Origin of the sequence: Streptomyces sp. NPDC048506 (assembly GCF_040651315.1) — a bacterium.
Taxonomy (GTDB): domain Bacteria; phylum Actinomycetota; class Actinomycetes; order Streptomycetales; family Streptomycetaceae; genus Streptomyces.
Map to the genome: position 1 here is coordinate 97827 of NZ_JBEZIX010000016.1, position 18797 is coordinate 116623.

22 protein-coding genes and 3 pseudogenes are annotated in these 18797 nt (G+C 70.5%); 7 read left to right on the forward strand and 18 right to left on the reverse strand.

Going from position 1 to position 18797, the window contains the following annotated elements; all coding sequences use genetic code 11:
- Positions 1–79: 79 nt before the first annotated feature.
- Both AB0C96_RS15535 and AB0C96_RS15540 read right to left on the reverse strand, forming a co-directional pair.
- Positions 80–1537, reverse strand: a complete 1458-nt coding sequence (locus tag AB0C96_RS15535; RefSeq protein WP_362917579.1) for an aldehyde dehydrogenase family protein — start codon at positions 1535–1537, stop codon at positions 80–82.
- 84 nt (positions 1538–1621) lie between these two features.
- On the reverse strand, positions 1622–2485 hold the full coding sequence (locus tag AB0C96_RS15540; protein ID WP_362917581.1) for a helix-turn-helix transcriptional regulator: 864 nt from the start codon (positions 2483–2485) through the stop codon (positions 1622–1624).
- A gap of 314 nt (positions 2486–2799) precedes the next feature.
- Here AB0C96_RS15540 and AB0C96_RS15545 point away from each other — a divergent pair, with 314 nt between their 5' ends.
- Positions 2800–3282, forward strand: coding sequence for an ATP-binding protein (locus AB0C96_RS15545; protein WP_362917583.1), 483 nt, complete (start codon positions 2800–2802; stop codon positions 3280–3282).
- A 191-nt stretch (positions 3283–3473) separates the two neighbouring features.
- Here AB0C96_RS15545 and AB0C96_RS15550 read toward each other — a convergent pair whose 3' ends face one another.
- From AB0C96_RS15550 to rpmG, 6 genes and pseudogenes are all read right to left on the reverse strand, one after another.
- Positions 3474–3713: a DUF397 domain-containing protein gene (locus tag AB0C96_RS15550; RefSeq protein ID WP_362917585.1), complete on the reverse strand. Its 240-nt coding sequence runs from the start codon at positions 3711–3713 to the stop codon at positions 3474–3476.
- A gap of 105 nt (positions 3714–3818) precedes the next feature.
- Positions 3819–4108: pseudogene (locus AB0C96_RS15555) on the reverse strand (SRPBCC domain-containing protein); the annotation flags it as partial.
- Positions 4109–4345: a 30S ribosomal protein S18 gene (gene rpsR, locus AB0C96_RS15560; protein ID WP_362917587.1), complete on the reverse strand. Its 237-nt coding sequence runs from the start codon at positions 4343–4345 to the stop codon at positions 4109–4111.
- Positions 4346–4569: 224 nt separating this feature from the next.
- Positions 4570–5718, reverse strand: coding sequence for a GTP-binding protein (locus AB0C96_RS15565; RefSeq protein WP_362917588.1), 1149 nt, complete (start codon positions 5716–5718; stop codon positions 4570–4572).
- Positions 5718–5969 (reverse strand): type B 50S ribosomal protein L31, encoded by a 252-nt coding sequence (locus tag AB0C96_RS15570; protein WP_362917590.1) that lies wholly within the window; start codon positions 5967–5969, stop codon positions 5718–5720. The genes AB0C96_RS15565 and AB0C96_RS15570 overlap by 1 nt, the downstream gene beginning before the upstream one ends.
- 6 nt (positions 5970–5975) lie before the next feature.
- Positions 5976–6140 carry a 50S ribosomal protein L33 gene (gene rpmG / locus AB0C96_RS15575; protein ID WP_361327555.1) on the reverse strand — a complete coding sequence of 55 codons (165 nt, stop codon included), beginning with the start codon at positions 6138–6140 and terminating at the stop codon, positions 5976–5978.
- A 298-nt stretch (positions 6141–6438) separates the two neighbouring features.
- Here rpmG and tatA point away from each other — a divergent pair, with 298 nt between their 5' ends.
- Positions 6439–6636: a Sec-independent protein translocase subunit TatA gene (gene tatA / locus AB0C96_RS15580; protein WP_362917592.1), complete on the forward strand. Its 198-nt coding sequence runs from the start codon at positions 6439–6441 to the stop codon at positions 6634–6636.
- A 36-nt stretch (positions 6637–6672) separates the two neighbouring features.
- Here the strand turns inward: tatA and AB0C96_RS15585 are convergent, their stop codons facing one another.
- The 7 genes and pseudogenes from AB0C96_RS15585 to AB0C96_RS15615 form a co-directional block, all read right to left on the reverse strand.
- A complete protein-coding gene (locus AB0C96_RS15585; protein ID WP_362917594.1) occupies positions 6673–7518 on the reverse strand; it encodes a nitrilase-related carbon-nitrogen hydrolase in 846 nt (281 codons plus the stop codon).
- 486 nt (positions 7519–8004) lie between these two features.
- Positions 8005–8400: a hypothetical protein gene (locus AB0C96_RS15590; RefSeq protein ID WP_362917596.1), complete on the reverse strand. Its 396-nt coding sequence runs from the start codon at positions 8398–8400 to the stop codon at positions 8005–8007.
- Between the two features lie 138 nt (positions 8401–8538).
- Positions 8539–8685 carry a hypothetical protein gene (locus AB0C96_RS15595; RefSeq protein WP_362917598.1) on the reverse strand — a complete coding sequence of 49 codons (147 nt, stop codon included), beginning with the start codon at positions 8683–8685 and terminating at the stop codon, positions 8539–8541.
- 823 nt (positions 8686–9508) lie between these two features.
- Complete coding sequence (locus AB0C96_RS15600) at positions 9509–9817, reverse strand: hypothetical protein (protein ID WP_362917600.1); 309 nt, start codon at positions 9815–9817, stop codon at positions 9509–9511.
- Between the two features lie 256 nt (positions 9818–10073).
- Entirely contained in the window at positions 10074–10322 is a 249-nt protein-coding gene (locus tag AB0C96_RS15605) for a chaplin (protein WP_362917714.1), read from the reverse strand.
- Positions 10323–10679: 357 nt separating this feature from the next.
- Positions 10680–10856 (reverse strand): annotated as a pseudogene (locus AB0C96_RS15610) (RdlA protein); the annotation flags it as partial.
- 140 nt (positions 10857–10996) lie between these two features.
- Positions 10997–11257 carry a chaplin gene (locus AB0C96_RS15615; RefSeq protein WP_362917602.1) on the reverse strand — a complete coding sequence of 87 codons (261 nt, stop codon included), beginning with the start codon at positions 11255–11257 and terminating at the stop codon, positions 10997–10999.
- Positions 11258–11437: 180 nt separating this feature from the next.
- Between AB0C96_RS15615 and tnpA the strand changes: the two are divergent.
- Together tnpA and AB0C96_RS15625 are read left to right on the forward strand one after the other, a co-directional pair.
- Positions 11438–11727, forward strand: a pseudogene (gene tnpA, locus AB0C96_RS15620) (IS200/IS605 family transposase); the annotation flags it as partial.
- Between the two features lie 224 nt (positions 11728–11951).
- Positions 11952–13634, forward strand: coding sequence for a bifunctional 3'-5' exonuclease/DNA polymerase (locus AB0C96_RS15625; protein WP_362917604.1), 1683 nt, complete (start codon positions 11952–11954; stop codon positions 13632–13634).
- 57 nt (positions 13635–13691) lie between these two features.
- Here the strand turns inward: AB0C96_RS15625 and AB0C96_RS15630 are convergent, their stop codons facing one another.
- On the reverse strand, positions 13692–14372 hold the full coding sequence (locus tag AB0C96_RS15630; protein ID WP_362917606.1) for a TetR/AcrR family transcriptional regulator: 681 nt from the start codon (positions 14370–14372) through the stop codon (positions 13692–13694).
- A 161-nt stretch (positions 14373–14533) separates the two neighbouring features.
- Here AB0C96_RS15630 and AB0C96_RS15635 point away from each other — a divergent pair, with 161 nt between their 5' ends.
- Genes AB0C96_RS15635 through AB0C96_RS15645 form a run of 3 tightly spaced genes read left to right on the forward strand, consistent with a single transcriptional unit; the run spans position 14534 to position 16017 of the window.
- Positions 14534–15289 (forward strand): spheroidene monooxygenase, encoded by a 756-nt coding sequence (locus AB0C96_RS15635; RefSeq protein WP_362917609.1) that lies wholly within the window; start codon positions 14534–14536, stop codon positions 15287–15289.
- Positions 15290–15340: 51 nt separating this feature from the next.
- The gene (locus AB0C96_RS15640; RefSeq protein WP_362917611.1) at positions 15341–15550 is read left to right on the forward strand and encodes a hypothetical protein; all 210 of its coding nucleotides are present in this window, start codon (positions 15341–15343) and stop codon (positions 15548–15550) included.
- Positions 15547–16017: a RidA family protein gene (locus AB0C96_RS15645; RefSeq protein ID WP_362917613.1), complete on the forward strand. Its 471-nt coding sequence runs from the start codon at positions 15547–15549 to the stop codon at positions 16015–16017. Before AB0C96_RS15640 ends, AB0C96_RS15645 begins: the two co-directional genes overlap by 4 nt.
- Positions 16018–16189: 172 nt before the next feature.
- Here AB0C96_RS15645 and AB0C96_RS15650 read toward each other — a convergent pair whose 3' ends face one another.
- Both AB0C96_RS15650 and AB0C96_RS15655 read right to left on the reverse strand, forming a co-directional pair.
- On the reverse strand, positions 16190–17029 hold the full coding sequence (locus AB0C96_RS15650; protein WP_362917615.1) for an arylamine N-acetyltransferase: 840 nt from the start codon (positions 17027–17029) through the stop codon (positions 16190–16192).
- Positions 17030–17270: 241 nt separating this feature from the next.
- Positions 17271–18572 (reverse strand): acyltransferase family protein, encoded by a 1302-nt coding sequence (locus AB0C96_RS15655; protein ID WP_362917617.1) that lies wholly within the window; start codon positions 18570–18572, stop codon positions 17271–17273.
- Positions 18573–18797 lie beyond the last annotated feature (225 nt).

Consider the following 18797-nt stretch of genomic DNA (forward strand, 5'->3'; position numbering starts at 1 on the left):
ACCAGGCCCCGTCCCAACCTCGACCTCAGAACGGGAATCGCATCGACCTCAGAACCTCAGAACGGGAATCGCATCGACTTCAGAACGGAAACCGCGACCGCCCGTGCTGGATGGAGATCCACTTGGTGGTCGTGAACGCCTCCACCATCGCCTCACCGTTCAGCCGCCCCACGCCCGAGCTCTTCTCCCCACCGAAGGGCACGATCGGCTCGTCGTGCACCGTGGCGTCGTTCACATGGAACATCCCGGTGTCGACGCGCTTGGCGAAGCGCACCCCGCGCTCGATGTCGCCGGTGTGCACGGCGCCGCTGAGCCCGTACGGCGTGGCGTTGGTCATCCGCACGGCCTCCTCGTCGCCGTCGAAGGGGATCAGCAGGACGACGGGACCGAAGATCTCCTGGGTCAGCAGCGGGGAGTCCGCCGGCAGCCCGCCCAGCACGCTCGGCTCGACGAGGGTGCCCCGGGTCTCGCCGTGCAGGAGGGCCGAGGCGCCCTCGGCGACCGCGCGGTCCACCAGCGCGGAGACGGCCTCGGCCTGACCCTCGTTGATCAGCGGGCCGAGGTGGGTCTGCGGGTCGGTGGGGTCGCCGACCTTCAGCGACGCGACCTTGGCGACGAACTTCTCGGTGAACTCCCGCTCCACGGCGCGGTCGACGAGTACGCGGTTGGCGGCCATACAGACCTGCCCCTGGTGGACGAAGCGGCTGAAGACCGCGGCGTCGACGGCGTAGTCGATGTCGGCGTCGTCGAGGACCACCAGGGCGCTGTTGCCGCCCAGCTCCAGCACCGTGTGCTTGAAGTTGGCGGCGGCCACGGTGGCCACGTGCCGGCCGACCTTCTCCGAACCGGTGAAGGAGATGGTCTTGGGCACCGGGTGGTCGATCAGCGCGTCGCCGATCTCGGCGATGTCGGTGACGACGACGTTGAGCACGCCGGCCGGCAGCCCGGCCTCCTCGAAGATCTTGGCGACCAGTCCGCCTCCGCAGATCGGGGTGTTCTGGTGCGGCTTGAGCACGACGGCGTTGCCGAGCGCGATGGCCGGTGCGACGGACTTGATCGACAGCAGGAAGGGAAAGTTGAACGGGCTGATCACGCCCACGACGCCGACCGGCAGCCGGTAGAGGCGGTTCTCCTTGCCGTCGATCGGCGACGGCAGGATGCGCCCCTCGGGGCGCAGCGCCAGCTGGATCGCCTCGCGGAGGAACTCCTTGGCCAGGTGGAGTTCGAAGCCCACCTTCGCCAGCGTGCCGCCGACCTCGGCGGCGATCGCCTCGGACAGCTCCGCCTCGCGGTCGTCGATGATCCGCAGGACGCGTTCGAAGACCAGGCGCCGGGTGTACGGATTGACGGCGCCCCATTCCCGTTGCGCGCGTTCGGCGGCGCGGTACGCCTGGTCGATCTCCTCGACCGTGGCGACGGGTATTGAGGTCAGCTTTTCGCCGTTGTAAGGGTTGAAATCGACGATGTCCCACGAGCCGCTTCCGGAGCGCCACTCACCGTCGATGAACTGATAGGCCAACTCGTCGAAGTAGGACATGCCATCCCGATCTGGAGAACAGGGCGCGCAGGGCGCCTAGTTGGGGGGTGCTGACTCCTGATGGTGCGCCATCCTACCGACGCGTTACATGAGTTGTAGCAGACCACGCAAGAGATCTCTGGTCTCTGCGGGACTCGGCCCTTCTTCCTGGAGCCGGTCCATCACCCGCCCGTACTGGGCGACCTCTTCGGGCTTGTCGAGATAGAGCGCGCTGGTGAGCTGTTCCAGGAAGACGACGTCCGGAAGTCCCGACTCCTGGAATCCGAGCATGGTGAAGGCGCCGAATTCACCGGCGTGCCCGCCCAGACTGAAGGGCATGACCTGGAGACGGACGTTGGGGCGCTCGGACACCTCGATCAGATGCTTCAACTGCTCGCGCATCACGTGGCGTTCGCCGTAGGGGCGGCGCAGCGCGGCCTCGTCCAGTACGCAGTGGAACTGCGCCGGCCGCTCGGCCACGAGCAGCTTCTGGCGCTCCATGCGGAGCGCGACGCGGCGCTCTATGTCGGCGGGTCCGGCGTCGGGCATGCCGCGCCGGACGACGGCCTGGGCGTAGGCCTCGGTCTGCAACAGCCCGTGGACGAACTGGACTTCGTAGACCCGGATCAGTGAGGTGGCTCCTTCCAGGCCCACATACGTCTGGAACCACGCGGGCAGTACATCGGTGTAACTGTGCCACCAGCCCGCCACGTTGGCCTCGCGTGCCAGGGACAGCAGTGCCTCCCGCTCCTGTGCGTCACCGACTCCGTACAGCGTGAGCAGGTCTTCGACGTCGCGCGCCTTGAAGCTCACCCTGCCCAACTCCATGCGGCTGATCTTCGATTCGGACGCCCGGATCGAGTAGCCGGCCGCCTCGCGGGTTATCCCACGGGATTCACGCAGGCGGCGAAGCTGCGACCCGAGCAGGATCCGCCGCACCACCGACCCGCTCGACTCACTTGCGGACACCTTTCCGACCCTCCTGTGACCCCCACCCGTCCAACAGTGGGCCGCAGTCTGCCATGTTCAGGCTTCGTTGAGTGCTCATCCGGTTACTGATGTGTGAGGCCCCCGCAGGCCCTCCACAAGAACTACCGGAAAGAATTCCGTTCAAATCAGCGCAGCCCTCCACAATTGCATCGCGTGCACGTGCATCTGCCCTTGCATCTGTCTCGCACATTGGGGAACCATAGGCGTCGCACGCATGCACGCTCGTGAAAGATCCGCCAGACCCGGCTGACCAGCCGAGGTCATGACGTCCGCGAACGCCAGGAGTGCCTCGCATGGGGACCAAGGTTTTGACCATGCTCGAGCCGTTATGGCAGGGCTTTCCTCCCGTCGACCCCCTGGCCGTCTCCGGATCCGCGTCGTGCACGCTCCCTCCGCGCTACGAATCGGTGCGCTCTGCACGGAAGTTCACCCGCGAGACCCTTCAGGGCTGGGAGCTGGACGACCTCTTCGACTCGGTCGGCCTGGTCGTCTCCGAACTCGTCACCAATGCCCTGCGGCATGCGATCCTCGCGGCTCCGGAGCACGCCGACGCCACTCCGCCGGCCCGGCTCCATCTGATGCGCTGGTCGCAGCGGTTGATATGTGCCGTACGGGATCCGAGCGACGATTCACCGGTCGCCGGCGAGGCCGACTCGGCGGCGGAGTCGGGGCGCGGGCTGTACCTCGTGGAGTCCTTCAGCGACGGCTGGGGCTGGCACCCGCTGTCCGGCGTCACGCACGGCAAGATCGTGTGGGCGCTGTTCCGACTGCCGTAGCCGGCCGCCGCCCCTCGCGCGGACGTCATACGACCGGGCACCCGTCGAGCACGGGAGCCCGGTCGCGTCATGCTTGCCCGCACGCTCGCGTCGCACCTGCCCACATGTTTGCGTAGCACCTGCCCACAGGGCGGGCCCGGACCTGGCGCGCCGTCCGCCCGGTGCGCGGAGGCCAGTCCGATACGGGGAGGTCAGTCGCGTACGAGGTGGTCGAACTCCCCGTCCTTGACGCCCAGCAGCATCGCCTGGACCTCGGCCGGCGTGTAGATGAGCGCCGGGCCGTCCGGGAAGCGGGAGTTGCGCACCGCGATCTCGCCGCCGGGCAGCTTGGCGAACTCCACGCAGGAGCCCTGGGAGTTGCTGTGCCGGCTCTTCTGCCACGCGACATCGCGGAGATCCGCTGCGGCCATGCCGTTGTATGCGTGGGGCACTGGGATCTCCCGGTGATAAACGGTGTCAACTGCCCCGGATCATAGCTGCGTTCATATGCGAATGCATGCGCAGATGCACGTGCACGACAGCCGGTGCCTGGGCGGTCACAGCTCGTCGAGCGCCTTCCCCGAACGCTCCTGCACAATCGACCGCCGGCCGCCACCCATGATGCGGTGCGCCTGCACCTGGTACGGATCGTCGGGGTCGAAGCCCTCATGGACGAGGAAGAGACGTGTGCCACGTCCTTGGGGTTCCAGGGCCCGGGTGATCGTCCAGTCGGCGCGGCCGCCCCGCCCTCGTCGGCGTCCTGCCGGCGCAGCCGCAGCATGCGCTCCGCCTCGAAGGCGGTCACCTCGGCGACGACGGTGCCGGAGAAGTCGGTGCGGGGCCGCGGTCACCGTGACCCGTACGGGAGCAGCGCCATCTCCCGCGCGGTCTTGATCGCCCGGGCCAGCTGCCGCTGCTGCCGGGCGGTGACCCGGGTGACCCGTCGGCTGCGGATCTTGCCGCGGTCGGAGAGGAACTTCCGCAAAAGGTCGGTGTCCTTGTAGTCGATGACGGTGATACCCGCCGCGTCCAGCGGGTTGCGGCGGGGCCTGGGCTCACGGCGTGGGTCGGACCGTCGGGGCATGGCGTCTTCCTTGTACGTGCGGGGCGCGGATCCGTGGGGACGGACACGGCGGGGCGGAACGGGAGCGGGGACAGCGCAGGGCGGGGCGGGGCAGCAAGTCGACGGTCGCCGCGGGCCACGGCCGGACCACGGCACTACGAACGGATCGCTACGACACGAACGGACCGCTAGGGCACGAACGGACCGCTAGGGCACGAACGGATCGCCACGACACGAGCGGACCGCTACGACACAGGGTCGAGGAGTGCGTCGAAGGCGGGCGTCAGGCCCTTCCAGGCGGTCCGGCCGCCGGCGTATTCGGCGTCGGTGAGCAGACAGGACTCCAGCAGGGCCCGTAGGCCCTCGCGGTCCAGGCCCGGCGAGGTGAAGACCAGGTGCTGGGAGCGGTCGCCGTGCTCGGGGTGCCAGTCCAGCGCGGCTGCGGCGCGGCGCGTCGGCGGCACCATCTCCCAGGCCGCGTCCGGCAGCGAGGCCAGCCAGGGCCCGGCGTTCTCCACGCACAGCGCGCCGCCGGCGGCGTCCCAGGACAGCAGGGTGTCCGGTCGGTCGGCCAGCCAGAACCGGCCCCGGCTGCGCGCGGCGGCGCAGGTGAGGTCCTCCAGCGCGGCATAGAGGCGCTCGGGGTGGAAGGGCCTGGTGTGCTGCCATACGAGCGTGCCGACGCCGTCCGCGTCGGCTTCCTGTGGCAGCAGTGCGCAGGCCGGGTGCTGCCGGGCCGCGGCCGCCTCCACGTCGAAGCCGGCCGTTGCGACGGCCGCCAGCTCCCGGGATTCGGCCGGGATGTGGCGCGCCGTCGGGTGGAGTTGGGTGAGGAGGGCGAGGTCGGCGGGTTCGGCCTCCTCGTCCCCGGGGGCGATCGCCAGCACCGGCGCGTACTCCAGCTGCCGGGCCCAGGTGTCGGCGACGGTGCGCCGGTCGGTGGTGGCGGCGGCGAGGCCGGCCTCGGCGAGGTCGTCGCCGTTGCCGAGGTAGGGCAGCAGCAGCGCCGGGTCGACGGCGGTGATCACTCCGGTGAGGGTGAGGTTCGCACTGCCGCAGGCGGTGACGACCTCGGCCATCGCCTTGGGTTCGACGGAGTCCCACAGTTCGACGACGGCGAGCCGGCAGGTCCGGCCGGCGGCCAGCCGTTCCAGCTCGGGCACCAGGTCCTCGCGCAGCGCGCAGCAGGCGCAGTCGTTGACCAGGGGCGTCTCGCCGGTGTCGAGGGTCCCGCCGGCGTCGCGGACGGTGCGCCGCACGGTGCCGTCCGCGGCCGAGGAGAGGTCGTGATGGAGGGCGACGCTGCCGGGGACGGTGCGCAGCAGCCGCGCGACGGCGGTCCGCCGCGCGTCCGCGTGCAGGCCGCCCACCAGCACGACGGGGAGCCGTCCCATCAGCGGGCCTTCGTGCCGTAGCGGCGTTCGAAGCGCTCGACGCGTCCGGCGGTGTCCAGGACCCGTGCGGTGCCGGTGTAGAAGGGGTGGCTCGCCGAGGAGATCTCGACGTCGACGACGGGGTAGGTGTTGCCGTCCTCCCACTCCACCGTCTTGTCGCTGGTCGCGGTCGAGCGGGTGAGGAAGGCGTGGCCGGCGGCCCGGTCGCGGAAGACGACGGGCCCGTAGGCGGGGTGGATTCCGGGCTTCATCGGGGCTCAGCGCTCCTCTCGGAAGGTGACGTGGCGGCCGGCCACGGGGTCGTACTTGCGCAGTTCCAGGCGGTCGGGGTGGTTGCGGCGGTTCTTGCGGGTGACGTAGGTGAACCCGGTGCCGGCGGTGGACCGGAGCTTGATCACCGGGCGTAGTTCGTTGCGAGCCATGCGGCTAGTATACGGAAATGGTTTCCATTTTCAATAGCAGTGAGGAGTGCTGCCCGATGACCGAGCGGAACACGATCGGCGAGGCGGTCCGGCGCCGCGCGAAGTTGGCCTGTTACACGGCCAGACGCGCCGTCCTCACGGCCGTCATCCACGACCGCCCGGGCGCGGACAGGCCCGACCACGGGCCGCGCCGACAGACGCCCGCCTCCCGGGAGCACCCCTGGACCGCATGGCCGGATCGTTCGGGTGATACTGGACAGAACGTCCGCCGGCACCTCCGACGAAAGCGATCAAGCCCATGCTCCGCAACGCCTTCGAGCCCTGGCACCTGATCCTGATCATCGCGGTCCTCGTGCTGCTCTTCGGCTCGAAGAAGCTGCCCGACATGGCACGCGGCCTCGGCCGCTCGATGCGCATCCTCAAGTCCGAGGCCAAGGCCCTCAAGGACGAGGGGTCGGCCGAGGCGCCCCGAACGGGGTCGGCAACCGGCCACTGACCCCGGCACCGGCCCCGGCGACTGCCCCGACGACGGTCAGCTGTCGCCGCCCTCGTCGATCAGCCGCCGCACCTCGCGGTCGATCAGGCTCAGCCGGGCCTCGGCCACCAGCGGCACCGCCCGGCGCTGCCGACGCGCCTCGGCGAGGTCGATCTCCACGGTGACCAGCGACGGCTCCCACTTGGGGGCCTGCGCCACCACCGCCCCGCGCGGGTCCACCACCCGGGAACCGCCCCAGAAGGTGGCGCCGTGCTCATTGCCGACCCGATTGACGAACACCACCCAGCACTGGAGCATCTTCGCGGTGTAGGCCAGCAGGGTGTCCCAGTACAGGCCGGTGTCCATCGCCTCGGGGTCAAGGCTCGCCGCACTGTTGGTCGGCACGAACAGCACCTCCGCACCGTCCTGCACCGCCAGCCACGGCAGCACCGGCTGCCAGGCGTCGTTGCACACCAGCGTCGCGCCCCGCCCGCCGGTGCTGGACCGCTTCAGCTCGTAGCCCCGCAACGACTGCCCCGGGCTGACGTGCTTGCGCTCCTCCCAGGCGAGGTAGTTGGGGAGGTAGAGCTTGCGGTGGGCGTGCAGCAGCGACCCGCCCGTGTAGTGCGCCGCGGTGTTGTAGGCGCGCAGGCGGGTGTGCTCGTGGAAGCCGACCAGCACATCGGGGCCCAGGGTGCTCAGCTCCAGCAGCCGCGGATCGCTCGCCTCGATGGACTCGTCGCGCTTGAGTGCGCCCAAGTGGTAGCCGTGCAGGCTCAGTTCGGGGAAGACGACAAGGTCGGCGCCCTGGGCCGCGGCCTGCTCGATCTGCTCTCGGGCGATCTTGAGGTTCTCCGCCACCTCGCCCAGCAGGCAATCCGTCTGCGCCAGCGCAATGAGCATGACCCCACCTCATCCACTCATCACCTTTGCGGCTTTTATCGTATTGCATCGCCATTTTGCCAGAGCCCGCAACGACGGGCATGATCCCGCTCTGCTCCCGTTTCCGTCCCCTTCAAACGCCCTGGGAGCCGGGTCCCCACCAATGAGCGAAAGAACCGTCCGCGCCGTGCCGGGGCCGTGGCTCCACGCGTTGATCCGCACGATCCGTCGTACCCCCGCGGGGCGGCATCCAGCCGTAGCATCGCCCGCCGGCAGCGGTACGACGGCCCGCGGTCGAACCGTCCGGCCATGCCGACGGCCGGCTCGACCGGGTGGCCCAGGCCGAGCGGCCCGCCGGACCCGCCGCTCGGCCGGCCGCCGAGCCCCCACGGCAACGTCGGCCACCCGCACCACCCCACCGCCAGGTCCGGCCGCCCCCTCCTCCGCACCACGTGCCCTCCGCACCGCGTGCCCTGCACACCACGTGTTGCGCACCACGTACGGGTCTCATCTGCGCCGGGTCCGGGCCCTGCGCAGCAGCAGCACCCCGCCCAGCAGCAGCCCGCCGCCCAGACCGGCCACCACGCCCAGCACGTCCGCCCCGGTGACGGCCAGCAGCGCGGAGCCCGCGGACGCCCCGGCCCGCGCCACCGCCCCGACCCGCCGGTTCTGCCCGGGCCGCGCGGCGGGCCGGCGGGCGGGGGCAACCGGCACCACGGCCCGGTGCCGCACCGGCCGTGGGTCCGGGCGGTACAGCGGCTCCGGGGCGCGGCGGTGCACCAGCTCGGCGGCCAGCCGGTGGACGGGGGCGACGCCGGCGTCCGCGTACGCCGTGCCGCCGCTCGCGCCGAGCGCACCACACGCCGCCGCAACGAGCACGCACGTCGTCAGGCCCTGTCGCATCTCTCCTCCTCGTCCGAAGTCATGGCGTACGGCCGCGGCCGTACCCCGGGCCGCGCACACGGCCGGGCGGTCGGCAGCGCATACGCGGCGCCGACCGCCCGGGGACGCAAGCGGTGGTGAGGGCGGGGCCGTCGACCGTCAGTGGTTGCGGCGTCCGCTGCCGGAACGGAAGGCGATGTCGTCGAGGATGTGCGACAGCGGCTCGTCGCCCTTGGCCTGAGCGGCCGTCGCCGCCACACCGACCAGGGATGCCGCGACGGCCGCGCCGGCGATCATCTTCTTCATCGCAAAACCCTTCAGGAGACGGAACTCCCGGCACGGGAGCCCTGTTTGAACAACCCACCACCCCGACGGGGGTTCCGCTGCGCCACTCGAACAGCTGGCGCGAAAACGCACGGAAAAGCGCCATAAACGTTTTTCACGAGACCGGTCGTGCGGCATATTTTTCGGTGCGGCACTCTTCTCGCACCAGGCGTCCGTGCGGCGCCCCGTTTCACGGGTGCGACACAGGGCCCGCAGCGCCGATGAACGACGTCGCGGGCCCTGCTGTCGCATACGGCCGGCATGCCAATGCCCCGGCAACCCCATCAATCTCGCAAGGGCATCGGCATGCTTCCCTCCACACACCTTGCCTAACGAGCGGGATGCGGTAATCCAGTCACGAGCGAATAACATTTCCGTGTTCCGACGCCGGTGATTCCGTCGGCCCAGGGTCCGGATCGGGCGCGCCGGAGGAACGGGGTGGGCCCGGTCCGCCCATTGGCAGGAAGGGCCCGGGTGGCCCGGGTGCAGACCTGCCGGTCAGTGGTGGCCGCGACCGTTGCCGGAGAGGAGCAGGATGTGGTCCACGATGTGCGACAGGGCCTCGTCGCCCTTGGGTCGGGCGGCCCGCCTGGCTCACCGGGGCGAATTTCGTTGTGCCCATTCACTCAATGAGCCGCTGCTCTGATCCGAAGCGCCGATCGCGTTCCGCTGGGGGTCGAAATGTGTCGGGCGGATTATATTCAGGGCGACTGCGCAGCGGGGTGCGGTATACGCGCGCGGGTTTCCGCGCGCGTAATCGATATCCGCGGTGAATTCAGCGGGCACGGCCCACGGGACAGCGAAGTTACTTGATCGGCAGGCCGCCGAGCAGCGGGGTGCTCCTGGCCGCTTCCGAGACGCCACCGAGCAGCTTGTTCGCGCTGGTCGACTTGACCTTCTCCCCCGTCTTCTTGACCGACTTGACCAGCGGCGTGAACTGGTGACCGTCCAGCTGCTTGTTCCGCAGCGCGTCGGTCAGTCCGCCGTTGAGGCTCGTCCGGGGGGCTCCGGTCCGGGTGGCCGAGGCGCCGGGCTGGGCGGCGAAAGCGGGCGCGGCGGCGCCCAGCGCCACGACGGAACCGGCGACAACCGCGGCAGACTTTACGTACTTCACTTTCAATTGTCCCTTCTCGGGCGGTGCTTCTCGGTCCCGCGGCACCATTGCCGCGCGAGCAATCACTTCGCTGCTCGGACCACCGCTTCCAAGGGGACTAACGAGTGCCGCCGCCGGGAGAAACTCTGAAAGTTCGGCCTTCTTGAGAACGCTGCCGTAAAGTTCACGAGGACCGCTTCTGTCCGGTCCGGGACCGAATGCGACCGGCCCCGATGCGCGGAAGACCGCACATCGGGGCCGGGTCACATGGACGCGACTACCACTTCTTCGAGTCGACGTTGATGCAGCGGTTGCCGAACGCCGGGTTCAGCACTCCGACAAACTGAGCGGTGTTACCACAGACGTTGATCGGGATGTGGATCGGGAACTGCACAAGATTTCCCGACAGCACGCCAGGAGAATGCTTGGCGATGCCCTTGGCGCCCGCGTCAGCGAATGCCGGCGAAGCCGCGCTCACTGCCATGAGCGTGCCGAGAGTGGCTGCTGCGACCTTTGCGTACTTCACTTTCAGCCCTTCCTGCAGCGGGTCCATAGCTAACACGACCGTCGTGTCACACGGGCTGGTCCGTACGCCCGTAACGCCGCTGCCGATATTGCTAACAATTTCTCCTCGCGAACGAAACTCTCACCGTGGGTGTTTTCGAAAGAATCGCCCGAAGGATGCAAGGCGGTTTCAAATGATTGTCACGCACAGCCCGCGCAAAAAACGCCGGAGTTCGAACAGGCGAGGTACTGCCGAATACGAATTTCCACCGAAAGAGGGGTCGAGAATTACCGTCCCCACGATTCGCGGCGGGGTGCCGCAGCCCCGGGCCGCACCATGGGTGAGAGCCGGCGGTCCGGGCCTGCGGCCGGTGGCCGCTCAGTGGTTGCGGCGCCCGTTACCGGAACGTACCGCGATGTCGTCCAGGATGTGCGACAGCGGCTCGTCCCCCTTGATCTGCGTCGCGTTCTTGACGCACTGCTGCGCCTGCGGGTTGGACGGCACATTGATGTCCTGAACCGAGACGGGGATGCCCCCGAAGAGCGAACCGGCATGGACACAGATCACTGCCTCCGCGCGGCGGCCCGGCACCGGCTGCCCTTCCGGTGACGTCCCGGGACCGATAGGAGGAATTTCCGATCAGCCGTCGGGAGCACACCGTGCACGCGGCCGAGGCCGCGAACCCGGCACATCCGTCAGGCGTTGATGCAGCGGTTGCCGAACGCCGCGTTCCCCGCGCCGACGACGTTGGCGCTGTTGCCGCACACATTGATCGGAATGGCGATGGGGACCTGTACGACGTTGCCGGAGAGCACACCGGGAGAACCCTTGGCGACGCCCGCTGCGTGGGCGCTGTTGTTGGCGCTGGCCACGCCGGCCCCGCCCATCACGGCGATGCTCGCGGCAGCGGTCAGGGCGGCGGCTTTCGGGAGAAACTTCACGGTAGACCTCTTCATTGATCAGCATTCGGGTGCCTGTGCACGCCGCATGGAGCGACGAGCTGACCAACGCCCCCGCCCGTACCGAGGTAGTGCGGCAACCGAGTGAAATGCCCGGGTCCGTGCGTCCTGTCGGCGGCCGTTCCGGCGGGCCGTCCCTCCGGTGTGACCCGCTCAACCCCGCGCCGGACACCGCTGGTTGTGTCAGAGGTGTGTGCCAGCTTCGAGCGGAGCTGAGAGAGTTCAACGGCGAACGCGATCACGTGCACCTGCTCGTGCACTACCCGCCGAAGGTGGCGCTGTCGAAGCTGATCAACAGCCTCAAAGGGGTCAGTTCCCGCTACCTGCGCGCCGAGTACACCGGCCGTATCAACCGCATCGGCCTGGGCTCCGTCTTCTGGTCCCGGTCCTACTTCGCCGGGTCGTGCGGCGGTGCACCGATCCGCATCGTCCGTCAGTGCATCGAGGGCCAGAAACGGCCTACCTGACCGTCACCACAGAGGCGGAGCGAACTCGGGCGCTGCACGCCTCCGGTCCGAGAATGCGTTTCCCTCCCCGGCTGAAGCCGGGGATACCCACCCAAGATCAGGGATGGACGGGGGCAGGGGCTGGAAGTGCGGGCTGGAGGTACGGACTGGAGGGTCTTCCCGCGGTGCTGTCGGCGTAGGTGCTGGTCAGGGCGGTTGTCAGACCCTGGTGCAAGACTCGGGGCATGAGATGGGCGGTGGTGGAGACGGGCGACGGGGGTGCTCGTCTCTGCCCGCTCGCTCAGGACGGTCGGCCCGCGGGACCGGTGTTGGAGGAGTCCTCTCTGGCCGAGGCCGTGCGCTCGCGTCCGGAGGTCGAACGGTGGGTGTGGCGGTCCACGGCGGACGTCTACCGGCGGCTGCTGGCGGCGGGGGTGCGGGTCGAGCGGTGCTATGACGTGGAGGCGGCGGAGGCGCTGCTGATCGGCCATGAGGAGGGGCAGTCCGGCCAGCCGCGGTCGCTGGCGGCAGCCTGGGCGCGGTCGCACCATCTGCCCGTTCCGCCGGACGCTCCGCCGCGGACGGCCGAGACCCAGCCGTCGCTGTTCGAGCCGGGCCCGGTGCCGCTGCCGCCCGGCACGGACGAGCTCGCCGCGCTGCTGGAGGTCTACGCCGGCCAGGTGGTGCGTGCGGAGCGGGCCGAGCATCCGGAGCGGATGCGGCTGCTGTTGGCTTCGGAGTCCGCGGGCATGCTGGTGGCCTCGGAGATGGGTCGGGCGGGGGTGCCGTGGCGGGCGGACGTGCACCGCGCGCTGCTGGACGACCTGTTGGGCGAGCGGTATCCGGGTGGGCAGGAGACCCGTCGGCTGGCGGAGCTGGCGGACGAGGTGTCCAGGGCCTTCGGGCCGGAGGCCCGGGTGCGCCCCGATCTGCCGCACGACATCGTCAAGGCCTTCGCGCGCGCCGGGATCGCCCTCTCCTCGACGCGGAAGTGGGAGCTGCAACAGATCGACCACCCGGCGGTGGCCCCGCTCTTGGAGTACAAGAAGCTCTACCGTCTGCACACCGCCCACGGGTGGGCGTGGCTCCAGCAGTGGGTGCGCGACGGCCGGTTCCGTCCCGAGTACCTGCCCGGCGGTACGGTCTCCGGCCGCTGGACGACCAACGGTGGTGGGGCGTTGCAGATCCCCAAGGTGATCCGGCAGGCCGTGCTGGCCGACCCGGGGTGGCGCCTGGTGGTCGCCGACGCCGCCCAGATGGAGCCGCGGGTGCTGGCCGCCGTCTCCCGTGACCGGGGGCTGATGGAGGTGGCCGGCAGCGGCGAGGACCTGTACGCGGATCTGGCGGCCCGTGCGTTCGGCGGGGACCGTGCGCAGGCCAAGCTGGGGCTGCTGGGCGCCATTTACGGGCAGACGTCCGGTGACGCCCTCAAGCACATGGCCGATCTGCGCCGCCGCTATCCGACGGCGGTGGCGTACGTGGACGAGGCGGCCCGGGCCGGCGAGGAGGGCCGGCTGGTGCGCACGTGGATGGGGCGCACCTGCCCGCCGGCGTCGGTGGCGTCGCCCGACGAGGCGGGTCTGCCGCAGGAGGAGGAGCAGCGGTCGGGGTACGGCGGGAGTTCGGCGACCGCCCGGGCCCGCGGCCGGTTCACCCGTAACTTCGTGGTCCAGGGCAGCGCCGCCGACTGGGCGTTGCTGATGCTGGCCGCGCTGCGCCGCTCGTTGTGGGAGGCCGGGCTCCGGGCGGAGTTGGTCTTCTTCCAGCACGACGAGGTGATCGTGCACTGCCCGGCGGACGAGGCGCCGGCGGTGTCCGAGGCGATCGCGGCGGCGGCCGCGACGGCGGGGCGGATCACTTTCGGGGAGACGCCGGTGCGGTTTCCGTTCACCACGGCCGTGGTGGAGTGCTATGCGGAGGCGAAGTAGCGCGCGGGGGGGGCGGCGGACGGGCATCGGTGAGGACCGGGGGCCGGTGGTCGGGCCTCAGGGCGTGTGCCCGTCATCCGGATCTGCGGAGCCCGGGCCTGCGGAGCCCGGACCTGCGCGGTCCGGGCTCTTGTGGTCCGGGCGCTCGACCGTCGAGATCAGGCCACGGGTGATCCGTACCATCGTCGCGACCAGCAGTGCGCGGGGCCGGTCGGGGCGGTCCAGCCACCACAGGGCGAGTCCGTAGAGCGAGCTGCGGATCGCCTCGGCGAGCGGTTCCAGCTCGTCCTCCGGGATGCCGGGGACGAACTCGCGGAGCAGTGCCATGTCCGTTTCCCGCTGTCGGCGCTGAAGTTCGCGGTGGAAGTCCTGTACTTCCGGGTCCCCGGTGGTGTCGCGGAACATCATCCGCCAGGTGTACGGGTGGCTCTGCACATACCCGAACCAGGCGTCGTACATCGCCGTCATCCGGGTTTCGAAGTCGCCTTCACCGTGCAGGAGTTCGCGGGTCGGGGCGGCGGCCAGCTCGTCGCGGTGCCGCTCCAGCAGGGCGAGGTGCAGCTCCTGCTTGGAGTCGAAGTGGCGGTAGAGCATCGGCTTGCTCAGGCCGGCCTCGGCGGCGATGTCGCCGATGGTCGTGCCCGCGAAGCCGCGCTCGGCGAACAGCCGGGCGGCGGCCTCCTCGATCCGCGTTCTGGCCTCGGCGCGCGCGGCGCGGCTGCGGTCGATCTCGCTCATGCGGCCCTCTCCACGATGTGCTCCACGATCTGGCGTGATCCGGCTGGTGTTTTCCGCTCGCCATTGTCACCGCAATGACGGATACTGAGTCGTGTACCACTTGGTATACGCATCAGTAACTTATCCGTCGCGTCGTGCACTGTCGAGATACGGGGGCTGCCGTGATCCTCTCCGTCCACATCGCCGACCTCGGCGTCCGCTCCGTCCCCGGCGTCCTGCGCGGATGCCCACGACCGGGCGACACCCCCGGTCTCCGGTCCGCCCACACGACGTTCACCGGCGCCATAGCGGCCGGCCCGCCCAGGCTGCACCCGGGCCGGGCCGCGCTGATCGCCACCTGGGAGGACGACGCCGCGCTGGACGGCTTCCTCGCCGAGAGCCCACTGGCGCGGCGGCTGGCCGACGGCTGGCAGGTGCGGTTGCAGCCGGTGCGGGTCTCCGGCAGGTGGAGCCCGATGCCGGTCGAAGCGGAGCCGGGCGCCGCGCTGGACGACGAGGACGGGCCGGTCGCCGTGCTCACGCTGGGGCAGCTGCGGTGGCGCCGGGCACTGCCCTTCCTGCGCGCCAACTCCCGGGCCGCCGGCCGGGCCGAGGCCGATCCCACCCTGATCGCCTCGCTCGCCCTGGCCAGACCGCCCCGCTTCGTCGGCACCTTCTCCCTGTGGCGGAGCGTCTCGGCCATGCGCCGCTACGCCTACGGCTCCGCCCGCCCCGAGCACCGGGCCGTGGTCGACGCGCACCAGGCGAAGCCCTTCCACCACGAAGCGGCGTTCGTACGGTGCCGGCCCTACGCCGCCCGGGGTACGTGGGACGGTCGGGAGCCGCTTCCGGCCGCGGCCGCCACCGTGCCGTGCATACGGGCGGAGCAGCCGCGGGCCCGGCCAGGGGCGTCGGACACCCCTAGACTCCCCGGGTAGGGGGTCGATGGCGGGCGGACGGCCGAGAGGCGCGCCGGGAAGGGACCAGCGTTGACGGACACCGAAGGGGCCGCGGCCCGGCGCAGGGTCCTCCTGGTGGACCACTCCGCGTTCGGCCGTCAGGCGCTCGACGAACTCGCGCCGCCGGTCGGCTTCGATTCCGCCGTCTCCGCTGAACTGCTTCCCCAGGAGGAGCAGGACGCGCTTCAATCCCTGGGAGTGCGGTACGAGTTGGCGACGGAAGGGAGCGGGCGGGGATGAGCGCGCAGACCGCGAGGAGCGACGAGGACCGGCCGGGCACCGCCCCGGTCGCGGGCCGCACCGCACACGGCGGGCCGGAGCGCATCAACCCACCGCACCTGGCGCCGCCGACCGGCTTCAGCCACGCCGTCCGCACCGCCCCCGGCACCCTGGTCTTCCTCGCCGGACAGACCGCCCTGGACGGCTCGGGCCGGATCGTCGGGGACGGCATCGTCGAGCAGTTCGCACGCGCCCTGACGAACCTCCTGGAGGTCGCGGCGGCCGCCGGCGCCGACCCGTCCGACCTCGTCAAGCTCACCGTCTTCGCGGTCGACGTCGCCGACTACCGGCAGCACGCCCGGGAGCTCGGCCGGGTGTGGAAGCGGTTGGTGGGAAGCGACTTCCCGGCGATGGCGGTGATCGGCGCCACCCGCCTGTGGGACGAGGCGGCGCTGGTCGAGATCGAGGGGATCGCGGTCATCCCGTAGGCCCCCGCGCCCTCTTCCCCGCTCCTTGTCCCCTGCTCCCTGTCCCCCTGCTCCCTCTTCCCCGCTCCCTGTCCCCTGTTCCCTGTTCCCCGCGGGCCGGGCCCACCGCGGCACGGGCCCACCGCGGACCGAGCCCACCGGCGCCGGACGCGCGGCGCCGTCATCGGCCCGCTCACTCCGTGTGGAGCGCCACCAGCGCCTCGGCGTCGGGTGCGGACAGGGTGATGCCGAACTCCGCGTCCAGCAGCGTCGGGAGCTCCTCCGCGGCCACCTCGCGCACCTCCCGTGACGAGTCCGGGCGGGTACGGGTCAGCTCCCGCCCGATCAGCGTGCTGCGCAGCTCGGGGAGCGGGCGCTGCACCACCATCTGGCCGGTGAACGGCGAGCGGGGATGGGTCGAGATGTAGTGGTTGAAGACGGCGTAGTCCGCGGTGAAGCGCCGCTCGGTGCCGAAGGCGTAGACGTCGAACCAGCCGTCCTCGTGGCGGGTGCGCAGCACCCAGGCCGCGTCGCCGGACCCGCCCTCCTCGTGCACCAGGCCGAACGTCCAACCGCCCTGCTGTGCCTCCACCCCGTCGCGCAACGGCAGCGGTCCGAGGAGTCCCTCGCCGCCGAAGCCGACGTCGGTGATCCAGTCCTCGCCGTCCAGCACGACCCTGAGCAGCGCGTGGGTGGCGGGGCGCAGCCGCCGCTCGCCCATGCGGGTCCGGGCGCAGAGCCCGAAGACGCGGAAGCCGAGGCGCTCCAGGGCGGCGGCGTAGAGCAGGTTCTGTTCGTAGCAGTAGCCGCCGCGGCGCTGCCGGACCATCTTGGCCTGGAGGGCCGCCACATCGAGCGGGATCGGACGGCCGAGCACGACGTCGAGGTTCTCGAAGCCGAGCGCCGCCGAGTGTGCGGCGTGCAGACCGCGCAGGGTCTCCGGAGTCGGCCGGCGGTCCCCCGTGTAGCCGATGCGGGCGAGATAGGCGTCCAGATCCAGTTGCTCGCCGCCCCACTCGGAATCCGTGGTCATGCTGCGTCCTCCCCCGTGCTTGGCGTCTTCGCAGGTCAGCCTAGGAGGGCCGGCTGGGCGCCGCGATAGGTCGTGGGGCGGAGACCCGGTACCCGGGGGCGTAGGAACCGGGGACCGGACGTGTGGGACCAGACGTGTGGGACCAAAGACCGGTACGCAGGGGGACCAGAGGACGAGGAAGCACCGAGGGCGCCCGCCCCGCCGGTCTCCCGGTCGGGCGGGCGCCCTCGGTGCGCCGCGGTCAGCCCCGGCCGCCGGCCGCTCCCACCGGGTCCTTGGCGAACGCCCAGGTCATCTTGGGTTCCATCGCGAAACGGAACATCCGCTGGACCGGCGGTGTGCACAGCAGGGTGACGACGGTGCCCGCGAACAGCGTGATCAGCACCATGCCCCACGGGGTGTGCACCCACGGGTGGTCGTACCAGTTCCCGAAGCGGGAGCCCTTGGCGAGGAAGCCGTGCAGCAGATAGCCGTAGAGGGTGCCCGCGCCCAGCGCCGTGCACCACATCGTCCGGCCCGGGATCCAGGCGAAGAAGCAGGCCACCAGCACCAGCGAGCAGCCGAACATGGCCAGCGTCATCACCGCGCCGCTCCACCACGGGGCGGCGAGTTCCTGCGCCGCGTCACGGTGGTAGAACCACGCGGCGTTCATCCGCGGCGCCGCCCAGTACGCGAAGACCAGCGCGCCCGCGAAGACCGGAACGGCCAGGATGCGCGCCTTCTTCCGGCGTACGAGCTTGAAGTGCTCGGGGCGCATCGACAGTCCGACCACGAAGAACGGCAGGAACTGGAGCACCCGCTGCATGTCCAAGTCGTCGCCGATGTCCGGCGAGACGGACGCCAGGACCGCTATGGCCAGGGCGAGCGGCACCGGCCAACGCACGATCTTCCACAGCGGCGTGGTCAGCCGCCAGATGAACAGGGCGGCCAGGAACCACGTCAGATACCACGGGTCCATCAGGCTGATCGGATAGTGCGGGTCGTCGTCCGCCCATCTCTTGAAGAGCGTATAAGCGCATTCGAAGAGGACGTACGGGACCGCGACGCCGGTGATCAGCCGTTGCAGCCGGTCCTTGCGCATATCGAAACTGCGCGAGAAATAGCCGGAGATGATGATGAATGCCGGCATGTGGAAGGCGTAGACGGTGAGGTAGAGCGCCGCCGCGGAACGGCTGCCGTGCCGCAGTGGTTCCCATGAGTGCCCCATCGCCACCAACACGATGGCGAGGTACTTGGCGTTGTCGAAGAATGCGTCGCGCGGCTTCGCTCCGGCGTCGCCCCCGGCAGCGTTCCCGGCCCGTCCCCGGCCACGGTGTTTGGCGTGGCCCCTGGGCCTGCCGCGATGGCCGGTGGCCGTCGCGGGGCGGTCCGTTGCCGGTCCCGCCGGGGCCGTCGGCGCCACCGCCGTCGCCGTCGTCGCCGTCACGCTGCCGGTCTGCGCGGGCACCGGCGCGCCCGCCCGGCTCGGCGTGCCCTGTGGCACCTGGCGGGGCGCGGGGAGCGGAACCCGCCGTTCGCCGTACACCGGAAAGTCGTTGCTCAAGGAGCCTCCCGGAACACATCCAGGGGAGGAGTCGGACGCTGGCCCGCACCGGGCCGGAAAGAGGAACCCAAAAGCCAAATCCTGCGTCTTGGTTTATTTATGGGGAGGGTGGCGGCGTCGAACATCTCAGGCACCTTAGCTGCGCGGCGGGAATCCCGTAAATCCCGGCCCGACGTGGTCACCCGGCGCGCGTGTGCCCTCCACAGCTCCTTCACGGGTCGCCGG

Excerpts from the sequence above, each read along its gene's own strand:
- tatA (WP_362917592.1), top strand. The coding sequence starts at position 6,439 with ATGCTCCGCAACGCCTTCGAGCCCTGGCACCTGATCCTGATCATCGCG.
- AB0C96_RS15545 (WP_362917583.1), top strand. The coding sequence starts at position 2,800 with ATGGGGACCAAGGTTTTGACCATGCTCGAGCCGTTATGGCAGGGCTTT.
- AB0C96_RS15570 (WP_362917590.1), bottom strand. The coding sequence starts at position 5,969 with ATGAAGCCCGGAATCCACCCCGCCTACGGGCCCGTCGTCTTCCGCGAC.
- AB0C96_RS15585 (WP_362917594.1), bottom strand. The coding sequence starts at position 7,518 with ATGCTCATTGCGCTGGCGCAGACGGATTGCCTGCTGGGCGAGGTGGCG.
- AB0C96_RS15590 (WP_362917596.1), bottom strand. The coding sequence starts at position 8,400 with ATGCGACAGGGCCTGACGACGTGCGTGCTCGTTGCGGCGGCGTGTGGT.
- AB0C96_RS15645 (WP_362917613.1), top strand. The coding sequence starts at position 15,547 with ATGAGCGCGCAGACCGCGAGGAGCGACGAGGACCGGCCGGGCACCGCC.
- AB0C96_RS15535 (WP_362917579.1), bottom strand. The coding sequence starts at position 1,537 with ATGTCCTACTTCGACGAGTTGGCCTATCAGTTCATCGACGGTGAGTGG.
- AB0C96_RS15615 (WP_362917602.1), bottom strand. The coding sequence starts at position 11,257 with ATGAAGAGGTCTACCGTGAAGTTTCTCCCGAAAGCCGCCGCCCTGACC.
- AB0C96_RS15565 (WP_362917588.1), bottom strand. The coding sequence starts at position 5,718 with ATGGGACGGCTCCCCGTCGTGCTGGTGGGCGGCCTGCACGCGGACGCG.
- rpmG (WP_361327555.1), bottom strand. The coding sequence starts at position 6,140 with ATGGCTCGCAACGAACTACGCCCGGTGATCAAGCTCCGGTCCACCGCC.
- AB0C96_RS15595 (WP_362917598.1), bottom strand. The coding sequence starts at position 8,685 with ATGAAGAAGATGATCGCCGGCGCGGCCGTCGCGGCATCCCTGGTCGGT.
- AB0C96_RS15650 (WP_362917615.1), bottom strand. The coding sequence starts at position 17,029 with ATGACCACGGATTCCGAGTGGGGCGGCGAGCAACTGGATCTGGACGCC.
- AB0C96_RS15625 (WP_362917604.1), top strand. The coding sequence starts at position 11,952 with ATGAGATGGGCGGTGGTGGAGACGGGCGACGGGGGTGCTCGTCTCTGC.
- AB0C96_RS15630 (WP_362917606.1), bottom strand. The coding sequence starts at position 14,372 with ATGAGCGAGATCGACCGCAGCCGCGCCGCGCGCGCCGAGGCCAGAACG.
- rpsR (WP_362917587.1), bottom strand. The coding sequence starts at position 4,345 with ATGCCCCGACGGTCCGACCCACGCCGTGAGCCCAGGCCCCGCCGCAAC.